Genomic DNA, 15,255 nt, shown 5'->3' on the forward strand with positions numbered 1-15,255 from the left:
CATGCCTGAAATTCGTAATTTTACCTTGAACTTCGGCCCCGCTCACCCTGCGGCACATGGTGTATTGCGCCTTGTGTTGGAAATGGATGGTGAGGTTATTGTTCGTGCTGACCCACATATTGGCCTTTTGCATCGTGGTACTGAGAAATTAGCTGAAAGCAAACCCTACAACCAAAGCATTGGTTATATGGATCGTCTCGACTATGTTTCGATGATGTGCAATGAGCATGGCTATGTGCTTGCGATTGAGCGTTTGATGGGTATTCAAGCGCCTCTTCGTGCTCAATACATCCGTACTTTATTTGATGAAATCACGCGTATTTTGAACCACTTGTTGTGGATCGGCGCACACGGTTTGGACGTTGGTGCGATGACTATGTTCATCTATGCCTTCCGTGAGCGTGAAGATTTGATGGATGCTTATGAGGCAGTTTCTGGTGCTCGCTTACATGCGACTTATTATCGTCCCGGTGGTGTGTATCGCGACTTACCGAATGAAATGCCTAAGTACAAAGAGTCGCGTTTGCGTAGTGCCGCTGAAGTGAAGCGCTTAAACGCCAACCGTGAAGGGAGTTTGTTAGATTTCTTAGAGGATTTTACTAACCGTTTTCCAAAAATGGTGGATGAGTACGAAACCCTACTCACCGAAAATCGTATTTGGAAACAACGTTTAGTTGGTATCGGTGTGGTCACCCCCGAACGCGCTTTGCAAATGGGCTTTACCGGCGCGATGTTACGCGGTTCTGGTATCGAGTGGGATATTCGTAAGAAGCAACCTTACGCAGCTTATGACAAGGTTGAGTTTGATATTCCAGTGGGTACTAATGGCGATAGCTATGACCGCTATTTGGTACGTATGAATGAAATGCGTCAATCCAATCGCATCATGCGTCAATGTATTGATTGGCTGAAGAAGAATCCAGGCCCTGTCATGTTAGAAGACTCCAAATTCACGCCACCTAAGCGCGTGGATATGAAGCAAGACATGGAAGCCTTGATTAATCATTTCAAGCTCATGACTGAGGGTTATGTATTACCGGCGGGTGAGGTCTATGCCGCTGTTGAACATCCTAAAGGCGAGTTTGGCTGCTACTTGATGTCCGATGGTGCAAATAAGCCTTACCGCTTGAAGATTCGTGCCCCTGGTTTTGCGCATTTATCAGGTATGAATGAAATGGCGAAAGGCCACATGCTCGCTGATGTGGTGGCTTTGATTGGAACGCAGGATATCGTATTTGGAGAGGTGGATCGCTAATGACTGAGCTTCATTCCACTAATAATTCCGTGCTTAGCCATCATGAGCGCGAAGAAATTGACCATTGGTTAGCCCGTTATCCTGAGGATCGTAAGCAATCTGCTTTGCTAGGTGCATTGCGTGCGGTGATGCACGGTGAAAACTACGTGTCGGTTGAAAAAATGGATGCGATTGCTGAGTACTTAGGTTTGCCAGCGATTGCGGTTTATGAAGCAGCTAGCTTCTATTCCATGTTTGAAACGGATCCGAGTCATGCTGCACGTTATAGTATTTCGGTCTGCACCAATGTGTCTTGTATGTTAAATGGCAGCGATAGCATCCTGTCTCACATTGAGAAAAAGTTAGGGATTAAAGCAGGGCAAGCTACGCCTGATAAAAAATTCTTTATTAAAGTTGAAGAAGAATGTTTAGCCGCTTGTTGTAATGCCCCAATGATGCAGGTAAATCATGTCTACCACACGGATTTAACTGCTGAAAAAGTTGATTCAATTTTGGACGGACTGGAGTAAGCACATGGCGAATCAAGTCTGTTTTGCGACCCGTCAATTTGGTGATCAATCACATACCCTAGAGAGCTACCTGAAAATCGGTGGCTATAATGCGTGGAAAAAAATCGTCGCTGAAAAAACGCCAGCGGATGAAATTATTGCTACGGTTAAAGAATCGGGTTTGCGCGGTCGTGGTGGTGCAGGTTTCCCAACCGGTATGAAGTGGAGTTTTATGCCACGTAATATGCCGGGGCAAAAATATATTGTTTGTAACTCGGATGAATCTGAACCGGGTACTTGTAAAGACCGCGATATTTTACGTTTTAACCCTCATGCCCTTGTTGAGGGTATGGCGATTGCTGGCTATTCGATCGGTGCAACGGTTGGTTATAACTATATGCGTGGCGAGTTTATGGATGAGCCATCGATTCGTTTCGAGCAAGCAGTCAGAGAAGCCTACGAAGCAGGTTTACTGGGTAAAAATATTCAGGGCTCTGGCATTGATTTCGACCTGTATGGTTCGTTAGGTGCAGGGGCGTATATCTGTGGTGAAGAAACTGCTTTGCTGGAGTCTTTAGAAGGTAAAAAAGGCCAACCACGGTTTAAGCCGCCTTTCCCAGCAAGCTTCGGTTTATATGGTCGTCCTACTACCATCAATAATACTGAAACCTTATCCTCTATCCCAACTATCTTGCGCAATGGTGGCAAGTGGTTCGCGGAGTTAGGTGTCGCGAATTCCGGCGGTGAGAAATTATTTTCCATGTCGGGACATTTGAATAAACCGGGCAATTTTGAAATTCCCATGGGTACACCTTTCCGCGAGTTATTAGAAATGGCCGGTGGGGTACGTGCAGGCCGTAGACTAAAGGCGGTTATCCCGGGTGGTTCATCGGTGCCTGTATTGCCGGGTGATGTCATGCTGGGCTTGAACATGGATTACGACAGCATCTTTAAAGCGGGCTCTTTTTTAGGCTCAGGTGCTGTGATTGTGATGGATGAAACCACGGATATGGTGAAGGTTCTTCAACGTATTTCACGTTTCTATAACGCCGAATCTTGTGGGCAGTGTACACCTTGTCGTGAAGGGACAGGTTGGTTATATCGGATGTTGACTCGCATCGTGGAAGGTAAAGGTCGCATGGAAGATATAGACCGGCTAGAAAATGTGTCACATAAGATTGAAGGTCGTACGATTTGTGCTTTGGGTGAGGCAGCAGCGATGCCGGTGTGGAGCTTTATTAAGCATTTCCGCCCAGAGTTTGAGCATTACGTCAAGCACGGACGTAGTATGGTGGAGGGAGCATCATGAGCCAAGAACTGGTCACCCTAGAAATTGATGGTCAAACCTTACAAGCACGTCCCGGTAGTATGTTAATTGAGGCGGCTGATGCTGCGGGCATTTCCATTCCGCGCTTCTGCTACCACAAAAAACTGTCGGTTGCTGCCAATTGCCGTATGTGCTTAGTAGAAATCGAAAAAGCGCCAAAGGCGATGCCTGCTTGTGCAACGCCTGTTAGTGCCAATATGAAAGTGCATACGCGCTCTGAAAAAACGCGTGCAGCACAGCGCGATATTATGGAGTTCTTACTCATCAATCATCCTTTGGATTGCCCGATTTGCGACCAAGGTGGTGAATGTGAGTTACAAGATGTGGCAATGGGTTATGGGAATAACCAGTCCAATTTCCAAGAAATTAAGCGTGTTGTACCGGACAAAGATATTGGCCCCTTAATTGAAACCGCTATGACGCGTTGTATTCAGTGTACACGTTGTGTGCGTTTCGGCGAAGAGGTTGCTGGTTTACGTGAGCTAGGTGCAACCGGTCGCAGCGAAAGAATGGAAATTGGCACTTATGTGTCCAAAGCGGTTGTGTCAGAGCTCTCCGGTAATGTGATTGATATTTGTCCGGTCGGCGCCTTAACAGCCAAGCCTTCTCGCTATACCGCGCGAGCATGGGAAATGCGTGCGCATCCTAGTATTGCGCCACATGATGCAGTTGGCTCAAATATTGAGTTTCATAGCTTTGATGGTCGGATTATTCGCGCTGTACCACGTGACAATGAAGCAGTTAATGAGTGTTGGATTTCAGATCGTGATCGTTTTAGTTATGAAGGCTTATATGCACACGACCGTTTGACCCAGCCACAAGTCCGTCAGGAAGATGGTTCGTGGCGTGTGGTGAGTTGGCAAGAGGCTTTGGATGCCGTTGCCACTATTTTACATCATATCGATGCCAATCGCTCAGCAGCCTTTGTTTCTCCAACCGCTAGTGTAGAAGAAGGTTACTTGCTGCAAAAGCTGATGCGTGGCTTGGGTGTTAATAATATTGAACACCGTTTGCGTCAAGTTGACTTCAATCATGCTGATAGTAGTAGCGCTAGCTTAAACTTAGCCGAATTAGAGCAACAAAATCTAATAGTATTGCTCGGCGCAAATTCTCGCTTTGAAGCTCCGCTTTTGAATCATCGTATTCGCAAAGCAAGTTTAAAAGGTGCGAAGGTCGTTGCGATCAATCCGCAAGCGCTTGATTACAATTTCGATGTTCAACAAGTGGTAGTTGATTCGGCTAATTTGCTAAACGCAGTCGCTAGTTTGGCGCTTGCAGTGGCTGAAAGTGCGGGTGGTCTGCCACAGGCGCTGCGTAATTTGAACGTACAAGCGACTGATGAAGCGCGTGCTTGGGCAGAGCAACTAAGGTCAGCCGAAAAGAAAACCATTCTTGTGGGTGGTTTGGCAGCACAGCATCCGGCTTTCGGTGCGTTAAAAGCATTATCGAATTACATTGGCGAGCAAACGGGCGCAGTAGTCAGTGTATTGCCCAGTGCCAATAGTGTTGGCTTAAGTTTGGCAGGGGTTGTGCCAGCACCTAATGCCGAGACAGATCTAAACCGTTTGTTGGCGAGTGATTTAAATACGCTGGTTTTGGTGAATGTGGAGCCGGAAGATTTTGCTTATCCAGAGCAGGCTTTAAAAGCTATGCAGGCAGCTGATCAGGTGATTGTCATTGCACCTTTTGCCGATGATCGTGCGCGTGAATATGCCAGTGTATTATTGCCGGCGGCAACCTTCGCTGAAACAGCGGGCACTTTCGTCAATATTGAGGGGCGTTGGCAGAGTTTCAAAGGCGCTATGCAGCCTAAGCAAGAAGTTCGTCCGGTATGGAAAATCTTACGTGTGATTGGAAATTCCATGAATTTATCCGCGTTTGATTACATGAGTGCCGAAGAAATAGTGGCTGAAGTAAAACTTGAGACCCAAGGCGGTAAAGCGGCTAAGACAAGCGGTCTACCCGAGCAATTAGTCACCTCTACGCTCAGTCAGTTGCCGCAGCCAGTTCATATGTATCGTACCGATTCTTTAGTGCGCCGTGCCAAGGCCTTACAAGAAATGGTTGCCTTAACACCTAATGCCGTGAGTGGGGTGTAAGCTATGGGATTTTTAGCCAGTATGTGGGACCTGGTCCCCGATGTGCTGCAAACCATCATTGTGATCTTATTGAAGATTGTGGCGATTTTGCTGCCCCTGATTTTAGCAGTAGCTTACACCACCTTAGCCGAGCGTAAGGTTATTGGCTTTATGCAAGTCCGTTTAGGGCCTAATCGTGTCGGGCCACGAGGCTTATTCCAGCCGTTTGCTGACGTCTTAAAGCTTTTAATCAAAGAAGTCGTTATTCCGGCTGAATCGAATCGCTATCTCTTTTTATTAGCACCAATGTTGGCGTTAGTGCCTTCTTTTGTAGCATGGTCAGTGATTCCTTTCTTTGATGGTGGAGTGCTAGCCAATATCAACGCGGGTTTATTATTTTTGCTGGCGCTGACCTCCTTAGGGGTGTATGGCATTATTTTAGCGGGCTGGGCTTCCAACTCTAAATACGCGATGCTCAGTGCCTTACGTGCAGGCGCTCAGGTGATTTCGTATGAGATCGCGATGGGTTTTGCCTTAGTCGGTGTATTAATGGCCGCCGGCGATTTGAACCTGACTAAGATTGTGAATGCGCAATCAGGCAGCATTTTCTCGTGGTTTATTTGGCCTTTGTTCGGCTTATTCTTGGTGTATTTTATTTCTGGTGTTGCCGAAACGAATCGTGCGCCTTTCGACGTAGCGGAAGGTGAGTCAGAAATCGTCGCAGGTTTCCACGTAGAATATTCCGGGATGGGTTTTGCGCTGTTCTTCTTGGCTGAATACGCCAATATGATTTTGATTTCCGCCTTAACGTCTTTAATGTTCTTAGGTGGTTGGTTATCGCCATTCCAAGGTTTAACTTTCTTGACCGATACGCCGGTGATTGGCTGGGTGTTTGGTAATGGTATTCACTGGTTATTCTTCAAGATATCCATCTTCTTATTCTTATATCTCTGGTTTCGTGCCACTTTCCCCCGTTATCGCTATGACCAAATCATGCGTTTGGGTTGGAAAGTATTGATACCAGTGACAATCGTTTGGATTTTTGGCGAAATGATCGCAGTTGGCCTTGGTTGGAAACCTTGGTTGTAAGGAGTGAGCGATGGGATTTAATGTTCAGGAACACCTAAAGCATTATCTGAAAGCGTTCTCGCTTCAAGAATTGCTAAAAGGCATGGGCGTGACCGGCAAGTATTTCCTTGCTGATAAAATTACGGTGCAATACCCCGAAGAGAAAACGCCAATGTCGCCTCGTTTTCGAGGGCATCATGCCTTGCGCCGTTATCCAAACGGTGAAGAACGTTGTATCGCTTGTAAGTTGTGCGAAGCGGTTTGCCCAGCTTTGGCGATTAAGATTGAATTACAGGAGCGTCCCGATGGTACGCGCCGTACGACGCGTTATGACATTGATATGTTCAAGTGCATTTACTGTGGCTTCTGTGAAGAAGCTTGTCCGGTAGATGCCATTGTTGAAACGCCGATTTTCGAATATCACTTTGAGAATCGTGGCGAAAATATCATGACCAAAGAGCGTTTATTGGCTATGGGTGATCGTTATGAAAGCGAGATTGCCAAAGTCAAAGCCGCTGATGCGCCGTATCGCTAGGAGAATGACGCATGACCTTTGTGCAATTTTTGTTTAATATTTATGCAGGCATTACGATTGCAGCAGCAATCGGCGTTGTGACAGTGCGCAACTCTGTATACGCGGCCTTATGCTTGATTTTGACCTTCTTTTCCAGTGCTGCCATTTGGATTTTATTGGAAGCTGAGTTCTTAGGCATTGTACTGGTATTAGTTTATGTTGGCGCGGTAATGGTGTTGTTCTTATTCGTGATTATGATGTTAGACATTAATCGCGAACAGTTAGTAGAGCGCTTTATAAAGTACTTGCCAGCCGGTATTGCAGTGGCTGTCATCATTGCGATAGAAATGATTGTAGTGATTCAGCGGAGTGCTTTTGATACGAGCGAGCAGTACAAGGCAGTGGCTCAGAATGCACCGGACTACAATAATACCGAGGCTTTAGGAGAGTTGTTATATACGCAATATCTCTATCCTTTTGAAATTGCTGCCGTGGTTTTATTGGTGGCGATTATTGCAGCAATTATGCTCACCTTGCGTAAACGCGCTGTGAATGTGCGCTCACAAGATATTGAGAAACAATTGCGTGTTCGCCCAGAAGACCGAGTTCGCTTGGTTAAGATGAAGTCTGGACAATAAGTCGCCCAACTCGTGACGGAAGCCCCATGATACCTTTGTCGCATACCTTAATTGTCGCCGCGATTCTGTTTTCCATCAGTCTCGCTGGCATGTTTCTTAACCGCAAAAACGTGTTAATTCTCTTGATGTGTATTGAATTAATGCTGTTGTCGGTCAACTTGAATTTTATTGCTTTCTCACATTATCTGAATGATCTAGGTGGGCAGCTCTTTGTATTCTTTATTCTTACAGTTGCTGCGGCTGAAGCAGCGATTGGTTTGGCGATTCTGGTGACCATGTTCCGCAATCGTCGCACGATTAATGTTCAAAATCTCGATAGCTTGAAGGGGTAGTCATGGGTACGCTTTATCTATTGATTCCGCTCGCTCCGCTATTGGGTGCGATTTTAGCGGGATTTTTCGGCAAACAACTGGGACGTAAAGGCGCGCATTTTGTAACGAGTGGCTTAGTTGCATTCTCGTTTATTTTATCTGTCATTGCCTTTATGCAGATGGATGCCAACGAGGTTTACAACCAAACCGTCTATCAATGGGCTGTGATTGATAATATCAAAATGGAAGTGGGTTTCTTAGTAGACCATTTGACCATTATGATGATGTTGGTCGTGACCTTTGTATCGTTGATGGTACATATCTATACCATCGGTTACATGCATGATGATCCGGGCTATCAACGCTTTTTTAGCTATATTTCGCTATTCACCTTTTCGATGTTGATGCTCGTGATGAGCAATAACTTCCTGCAGCTATTTTTTGGTTGGGAGGCGGTGGGCTTAGTCTCTTATTTGCTGATCGGCTTCTGGTATAAGAAAGATACGGCTATCTATGCCAATATGAAGGCATTCTTGGTGAATCGAGTCGGTGATTTTGGTTTTTTACTAGGGATTGGTGTGATCGTAATTTATGCTAATTCACTAGACTATATCACTGTCTTTGAGCGCTTAGGCGTCGCGATGGGCGGCGACAATAATATGTTGCCCTTAGATGCACTCACTCAAGCTTGGGGCTTAAACCATCAAGATATGATTGCACTATTGCTCTTCATTGGCGCTATGGGTAAATCGGCCCAAGTACCATTGCATGTGTGGTTACCCGACTCCATGGAAGGCCCGACCCCGATTTCTGCTTTAATTCATGCAGCAACCATGGTTACAGCCGGTATCTTCATGGTGTCTCGTCTATCTCCGATTTTCGAATTATCTGATACGGTGTTGAATTTCATTTTGATTATCGGTGCAACTACTGCGTTCTTTATGGGGCTAATCGGTATTATTCAAAATGATATTAAGCGTGTAGTTGCCTACTCAACCTTATCACAATTAGGTTATATGGTTGTTGCGTTAGGTGCATCAGCTTATTCAGCAGCGGTATTCCATCTCATGACCCATGCTTTCTTCAAAGCTCTATTATTCTTGGCAGCAGGGTCAGTAATTATCGCCATGCACCACGAGCAAGATATTCGTAAAATGGGTGGCTTGAAGCGTCATATGCCGATTACTTATTGGACTTCCTTAGTGGGCTCTTTAGCGCTCATTGGTATTCCCGGTTTTGCAGGTTTCTTCTCCAAAGATGCGATTATTGAAGCGGTTCATGCTTCAACCTTACCAGCCGCTGGTTATGCCTATTTCATGGTATTACTCGGCGTGTTTGTGACGGCTTTCTATTCATTCCGGATGTTCTTCTTGGTATTCCATGGTGATGAGCGGATGGATGATCACACCTTACATCATTTACACGAGTCGCCTAAGGTGGTTACTATCCCCTTGATCTTATTGGCAATTCCCTCGGTAATTGCGGGCTATTTTATTGGCACTATGGTCATGGGTGACTTCTTTAATCAAGTAACACTCTTGCCAAAAGCTGAGCATCTCCATCAAGTGACCACGATTATGGTGGATCATGAGCGTCATCCAGCGATGGAGGTCTTGCGTGAGGAATATCATGGCATCTTCAGCTTCATCTTCCACGGTATGATAGCGTTACCATTCTGGTTGGCACTAGCTGGTGTGGGTGCTGCTTGGTATATCTATATGAAAGATGACAGTATTGCCGATTGGTTCTATAACCGTTTCCAATGGCTCTACAAAATTCTCGACAACAAATATTACTTCGATACGTTTAACCAGAAATTCTTTGCAAATGGTTCTTTGAATCTCGGCACTGCTTTCTGGACATTTGATAAAACGATTATCGATGGGCTTTTCGTCAATGGAGTGGCAAAAATGACAGGCTGGACGGCGCGTCTACTCAGCCACTTCCAAACGGGTTATCTCTACCACTATGTAATGGCAATGGCATTAGGCGTTGGTTTCCTAATGGCGTGGCTATTTATGGCTTTGAGCGCTTAGGGTGGACAGACAAATTATGATTCCAGGAAGTGTTTTATGATTGATTGGCCAATCCTAAGCCTACTGATTTGGCTGCCTATTGTGGGTGGGGTAGGTATTGTATTGTTGGGTGATAAGCTAGGCGCCGGGAGACAGGCTGCTTTAGCTATTGCGATACTGACATTTTTGCTGAGCTTGCCTTTGTATTTCTCTTATGATGCTGCGGCGGGCACAATGCAATTCCGTGAGTCTGCTGCATGGATTGAAGCCTTTGGCATTAATATTCGCTATGAATTAGGTGCTGATGGCATTGCGATTCCTTTGATTTTACTCAACACCTTTACTACGGTCTTAGTAGTCATCGCTGGTTGGGAAGTCATTCAGAGCCGCGTATCCTTATATATGGCTTCTTTCCTAATCATGGAAGGCTTAGTTAATGGTGTATTTGCAGCGATGGACGCCATTTTATTCTATGTATTCTTCGAAGGTATGCTGATCCCGATGTTTTTGGTGATTGGTATTTGGGGCGGACCCAATCGTATTTATGCCACGATTAAGTTCTTCCTGTATACCTTCTTTGGGTCAGTCTTCCTATTAGTGAGCTTGGTTTATCTCTATATGCAAGGCGGTAGTTTCTTCTTACCCGACTTGTATATGTTAGGCGCTTTGCCAGAAACCGCCGGAACCTTAGTCTTTTTCTCCTTCTTAATCGCATTTGGGGTAAAAATCCCCATGTGGCCGGTACATACTTGGTTGCCGGATGCACACGTTGAAGCGCCTACCGGCGGCTCAGTGATCTTAGCGGCGATTACCTTAAAAGTCGGTGGCTACGCTTTCTTGCGTATGGCACTCCCGATTGTCCCTGAGGCAGCAATGGAGTGGAGCTGGCTGGTCATTGCCTTATCCTTAGTTGCTGTGATCTATATTGGTTTCGTGGCGCTGGTGCAAACTGATATGAAAAAGCTGGTGGCTTATTCTTCGATTGCACACATGGCTTTTGTAACTTTAGGCTTTTTCTTAGTATTCAAGTTGCAATTAAGTGGCTCTGATCCTAGCTCTAGCGGTGCAGTGATGGCCGTACAGGGTGGAATGGTGCAAATGATTTCTCATGGTTTTATCTCAGGGGCGATGTTCTTGTGTATTGGTGTGTTATATGACCGTATGCATACCCGTGACATTAAAGCTTATGGTGGTGTAGTCAATCGTATGCCTATTTTTGCCACTTTCTTTGTTTTGTTTGCCATGGCGAATACAGGTTTACCAGGAACTTCCGGTTTTGTGGGTGAGTTTCTGGTTATCTTAGCCAGCACTAAAGCGAATTTCTGGGTTGCCTTCGGTGCAGCGACCACTTTGATCGTTGGCGCAGCCTATACCTTATGGCTAGTGAAACGCGTCGTTTGGGGTGAAGTCACCAATGGCGAAGTTGATAAATTGACCGATGTTAATAAGCGTGAGATGTTGACCTTAGGTGTATTAGCTTTTGCAGTGCTATTGTTGGGTTTGTGGCCTGATCCCTTAACAGGCTTTATGGATGCGTCAATTCGTCAGTTGGTAGCAACAATTACAGATGGAATGACCGTCGTTACAGCACAGGTAGGGGGTTAATGATGTCCGCATTTGAAATTGCTAGACCAGAGATTTTCCTGCTCATTGCTGCCTGCGTCGTGTTATTGCTGGATTTATTCGTTGGTAAAAATGCACGTGTGGTCACATATTTAGCGACACAAGCTTCCTTACTCACGACAGCTTTATTGATTTATAGCAGCTCTTTTAATCAAGAGATGAAAGTCGTTGGCCTAGATCGCATGTACGTGCTGGATGAGTTAGCGGGCTTTTTAAAGATTAGTATTGTGGGTTTTGCCATGCTGTCTTTTATCTATGCCCGTAAGTATTTACGTGACCAAAATTTATGGCGTGGTGAGTTCTTCGTATTAGGCATGACCTCCGTTTTAGGGATGCTGATTATGAGCTCAGGCTATAATTTACTGGTGCTCTATCTGGGCTTAGAGGTACTGTCTTTATCCATGTATGCTTTAGTGGCCTTACACCGTGATAATGGTAAAGCGATTGAAGCGGCAATGAAGTACTTCATCTTAGGCGCGGTTGGCTCAGGTATGCTGCTGTACGGTATGTCCTTGCTTTACGGTATTAGTGGTGGCTTAGGTGTTGATCACTTAAGTACATTCTTTAATGCTCAGCCCGCCAATGATGTCAAAGTTTTATTTGCCCTGACCTTCATTGTGGCAGGTTTAGCGTTCAAATTGGGCGCTGTACCTTTCCATATGTGGTTACCCGACGTCTACCAAGGTGCACCTACTGCCGTGACGCTATTTTTGGGCAGTGCTCCTAAGGTGGCTGCCTTTGCTTTAGTGATGCGCATTTTGGCTGAGGGCTTGGGTTCAGTTGAGGAATCATGGTCGCAAATGTTGATGGTATTAGGCTTACTGTCGATTATTGTAGGGAACCTATTCGCAGTCGCGCAGCACAATATGAAGCGTATGTTGGCTTATTCGACTATTTCCCACATGGGCTTCATCATTATGGGTGTCATCACTAGCTCTCACATTGGCTACAGTGCCGCGATGTTTTACGTGGTCACTTACGCTTTAATGTCTGCTGCCGCGTTTGCGCTATTAATTTTATTGAGCCGCACCGGCTATGAAGCAGAAACCTTAGATGATTTAAAAGGTTTAAATGAGCGTAGCCCTTGGCTAGCGTTTCTCGTGATGCTAATGATGTTATCAATGATGGGCTTCCCTTTAACCGTAGGCTTCTACAGCAAATTAGCGGTAATCCAAGCGGTTGTAGGTAAAGAGCTAGTTTGGCCCGCTGTTATCATGGTGGTCATGTCAGTGGTTGGCGCTTTCTATTATCTACGCGTTTTGAAGCTTATGTATTTCGAAAAGCCTGCCGATAACACGACTATTGATGTGGGTATCGACTTCTATGGTGTCTTAAGTGTCAATAGTTTGTTGCTCTTAGGGCTCGGCGTATTCCCGGGTGGTTTAATGGCTTTATGTTCTGCTGTGTTAAGTGCTAGTCAGTTATGACCGTACAGTATTATCAATGGTCGTACTTGGCCGTTGTATTGGCCTTAGCCAATTGGCCTTGGCTCAGTCAACGTTGCTTTCTAGTGTTGCAATGTGAACAAAAAGCCGTATGGATGCGCTTGTTAGAAACCTTAGTACTATTTGTTTTGGCTGGCGCGATGGGGCGTTTATTAGAACAAAGAGTCATGGGTAATCTGTCGAACCAAGATTGGGAGTTCTATTGGGTCTCCTTTTTTGTGTTTTTAGTGTTTGCTTTCCCCGGTTTTATGTATCGTTTATACCGTATAAGCCATTGAGCTTGCGTGTGTTTTTATTTTATTTGTAAGAATTGCTTGCAACTAAGATCGAAACCCACTATAGTTCACAACCTCTGATGCGGGGTGGAGCAGTCTGGCAGCTCGTCGGGCTCATAACCCGAAGGTCGTAGGTTCAAATCCTGCCCCCGCTACCAAGATAAAAAGTATAAAAGAGCCCCTTTATGGGGCTTTTTTATTATGTTGCTTAAGAGAATGACGCATTAATGCAAGAACGATTAGAAACCCTCATTAGAACCGCTGTCACAGGTCTTGGCTATGAACTGTGGGGTTATGAGTATCGCGTATACGGCGAGAGTGCTTTATTGCGCATCTTTATTGATTCGCCAGCGGGTATCACGGTCGATGACTGTGGTCGGGTGAGCGAACAAATTGGCGCAGCTTTGGATGTTGAAGACCTAATCCCAGTGGCTTATATGCTGGAAGTCTCTTCGCCTGGGGTTGATCGGGTGTTATTCGAGCCGCATCAATATCAGCGCTATTTAGGACAAAAAATAAAAGTACGTACGCGCGTAAGGATTAATGCGCTACGTAATTTTGTGGGAACGTTGCTCGCAGCGGATGACACAAAGATAAGCGTACAAATGGATGCTGCAACCTTGGATGTGCCCTATGAGGCGATTGATAGGGGCAGACTGGTGTATGTGCCCGACACAACACCTCGTAAAGGTAAAAGTAAGGGTAAACGCGCATGAATAAAGAAATACTCTACGTTGTTGATTCGGTTTCCAATGAGAAAAGTGTCAGTAAAAATTTAATTTTTGAAGCAGTCGAAACCGCATTAGCCATGGCAACCCGTAAACGTTTCGGGATGCATATGGATGTACGTGTGGTCGTGGATCGCCACACGGGCGACTATGATACTTATCGCCGTTGGTTAGTTGTTGACGATGAAGACCCAAGCTTTGAAAGCCCAGAGCGGCAGATTTTATTAAGTTATGCTAAAAATCGTGGCCTAGATGTGGCTGTTGGCGATTATATTGAAGAAAAAATTGCTTCAGTTGAATTTGGACGTATCGCAGCGCAAACCGCAAAGCAAGTCATTGTTGGTAAGGTGCGTGAAGCCGAGCGTGAAAAATTAGTGTCAAGCTACCGTCATAAGGTAGGCCAGTTAATCATGGGCACGGTGAAGCGTTTTGACAAAAAAGGTGTGTTCTTAGACCTAGGCGATAATGCGGAAGCTTTAATTCCTCGTGAAGAAATGATTCCACGGGAGATGGCGCATACGGGTGCGCGTATGCGGGGTTATTTAAAGGAAATTCGCCAAGATCAACGGGGCCCACAAATTATTGTGAGTCGTAGTGATGTTAATTTCCTAATAGAATTAATGAAGTTAGAAGTACCTGAAATCAATCAAGAAATGATTGAGATTACGGGCGCAGCACGCGATCCGGGCGCTAGGGCTAAGGTTGCAGTTCGTGCAGTATTACCCAATATTGATCCGGTTGGGGCATGTGTAGGGATGCGTGGTTCCCGTATTCAAACGGTTACCACCGAATTAAATGGCGAGCGTGTTGATATTGTGTTGTGGAATGATGACATTGCAACTTACGTGATGAATGTCATGGCTCCCGCTGAAGTATTATCTATTGTGGTCGACGAAGATCAGCGCACTATGGATATTGGTGTGGATAAGGATAAGTTGTCGCAGGCCATTGGTAAAGGTGGCCAAAATGTTCGCCTAGCCAGTGAGCTGACCGGCTGGACACTCAATGTGATGAGTGTGGAAGAGGTTGAGGCGAAAACGGAAGCGGAGCAACAGGCGATTTTAGAGTTATTTGTCAATAAATTAGATGTAGATGAAGAAGTTGCCGCTTTATTGATTGAAGAAGGCTTCTCAACCTTGGAAGATATTGCGTATGTTCCTAAGGAAGATTTCTTGGAAATCGAAGCCTTTGACGAAGATATCGTCAATGAATTGCGTGAGCGAGCGCGAACCGCTTTATTGACTGAAGCAATTGCTAAGGATACGCCGATTCCAGCGGATGACTTATTGAATATGAAGGGTATGGATAAAGAGCTAGCTTATCAGCTTGCTGCACTTAAGATCCGTACTATGGAAGATTTGGCTGAACAAGCTGTGGATGATTTGTTAGATATCGAAGGCATGGACGAAGACCGCGCCGCGCAATTGATTATGACTGCGCGTGAGCCTTGGTTTGCCAGCGGGTCTGCTCAGTGATGTAAACAGGAGAAT

14 protein-coding genes and 1 tRNA gene are annotated in these 15,255 nt (G+C 45.4%); all 15 read left to right on the forward strand.

Features of this window, described 5'->3' with window-relative positions:
* Position 1 precedes the first annotated feature (1 nt).
* The 15 genes from A3IE_RS0113510 (at position 2) to nusA (ending at position 15,240) form a co-directional block, all read left to right on the forward strand.
* Positions 2–1,255 carry an NADH-quinone oxidoreductase subunit D gene (locus tag A3IE_RS0113510; RefSeq protein WP_020396154.1) on the forward strand — a complete coding sequence of 418 codons (1,254 nt, stop codon included), beginning with the start codon at positions 2–4 and terminating at the stop codon, positions 1,253–1,255.
* Positions 1,255–1,764: an NADH-quinone oxidoreductase subunit NuoE family protein gene (locus A3IE_RS0113515; RefSeq protein WP_020396155.1), complete on the forward strand. Its 510-nt coding sequence runs from the start codon at positions 1,255–1,257 to the stop codon at positions 1,762–1,764. Before A3IE_RS0113510 ends, A3IE_RS0113515 begins: the two co-directional genes overlap by 1 nt.
* A gap of 4 nt (positions 1,765–1,768) precedes the next feature.
* Positions 1,769–3,052, forward strand: a complete 1,284-nt coding sequence (gene nuoF, locus A3IE_RS0113520; RefSeq protein ID WP_020396156.1) for an NADH-quinone oxidoreductase subunit NuoF — start codon at positions 1,769–1,771, stop codon at positions 3,050–3,052.
* On the forward strand, positions 3,049–5,169 hold the full coding sequence (gene nuoG, locus A3IE_RS0113525; RefSeq protein ID WP_020396157.1) for an NADH-quinone oxidoreductase subunit NuoG: 2,121 nt from the start codon (positions 3,049–3,051) through the stop codon (positions 5,167–5,169). The genes nuoF and nuoG overlap by 4 nt, the downstream gene beginning before the upstream one ends.
* 21 nt (positions 5,170–5,190) lie before the next feature.
* Complete coding sequence (gene nuoH, locus A3IE_RS0113530; RefSeq protein WP_026154942.1) at positions 5,191–6,237, forward strand: NADH-quinone oxidoreductase subunit NuoH; 1,047 nt, start codon at positions 5,191–5,193, stop codon at positions 6,235–6,237.
* A 10-nt stretch (positions 6,238–6,247) separates the two neighbouring features.
* Entirely contained in the window at positions 6,248–6,751 is a 504-nt protein-coding gene (nuoI, locus tag A3IE_RS0113535) for an NADH-quinone oxidoreductase subunit NuoI (protein WP_020396159.1), read from the forward strand.
* An 11-nt stretch (positions 6,752–6,762) separates the two neighbouring features.
* Entirely contained in the window at positions 6,763–7,368 is a 606-nt protein-coding gene (locus tag A3IE_RS0113540) for an NADH-quinone oxidoreductase subunit J (RefSeq protein ID WP_020396160.1), read from the forward strand.
* 26 nt (positions 7,369–7,394) lie between these two features.
* Positions 7,395–7,700, forward strand: coding sequence for an NADH-quinone oxidoreductase subunit NuoK (gene nuoK / locus A3IE_RS0113545; protein ID WP_020396161.1), 306 nt, complete (start codon positions 7,395–7,397; stop codon positions 7,698–7,700).
* Between the two features lie 2 nt (positions 7,701–7,702).
* Entirely contained in the window at positions 7,703–9,715 is a 2,013-nt protein-coding gene (gene nuoL / locus A3IE_RS0113550; protein WP_020396162.1) for an NADH-quinone oxidoreductase subunit L, read from the forward strand.
* Positions 9,716–9,751: 36 nt separating this feature from the next.
* Positions 9,752–11,299, forward strand: a complete 1,548-nt coding sequence (locus tag A3IE_RS0113555) for a complex I subunit 4 family protein (RefSeq protein ID WP_020396163.1) — start codon at positions 9,752–9,754, stop codon at positions 11,297–11,299.
* Positions 11,300–11,301: 2 nt separating this feature from the next.
* Positions 11,302–12,744: an NADH-quinone oxidoreductase subunit NuoN gene (gene nuoN / locus A3IE_RS0113560; protein WP_211206829.1), complete on the forward strand. Its 1,443-nt coding sequence runs from the start codon at positions 11,302–11,304 to the stop codon at positions 12,742–12,744.
* Positions 12,741–13,040, forward strand: a complete 300-nt coding sequence (locus tag A3IE_RS0113565; RefSeq protein ID WP_020396165.1) for a DUF2818 family protein — start codon at positions 12,741–12,743, stop codon at positions 13,038–13,040. Before nuoN ends, A3IE_RS0113565 begins: the two co-directional genes overlap by 4 nt.
* Before the next feature lie 78 nt (positions 13,041–13,118).
* A tRNA-Met gene (locus A3IE_RS0113570) sits at positions 13,119–13,195 on the forward strand.
* 69 nt (positions 13,196–13,264) lie between these two features.
* Positions 13,265–13,753 (forward strand): ribosome maturation factor RimP, encoded by a 489-nt coding sequence (locus A3IE_RS20725; RefSeq protein WP_020396166.1) that lies wholly within the window; start codon positions 13,265–13,267, stop codon positions 13,751–13,753.
* Positions 13,750–15,240, forward strand: coding sequence for a transcription termination factor NusA (gene nusA / locus A3IE_RS0113580; RefSeq protein WP_020396167.1), 1,491 nt, complete (start codon positions 13,750–13,752; stop codon positions 15,238–15,240). The genes A3IE_RS20725 and nusA overlap by 4 nt, the downstream gene beginning before the upstream one ends.
* Positions 15,241–15,255: the final 15 nt, after the last annotated feature.

The organism is Thiolinea disciformis DSM 14473, assembly GCF_000371925.1.
Classification (GTDB): Bacteria; Pseudomonadota; Gammaproteobacteria; order Thiotrichales; family Thiotrichaceae; genus Thiolinea; species Thiolinea disciformis.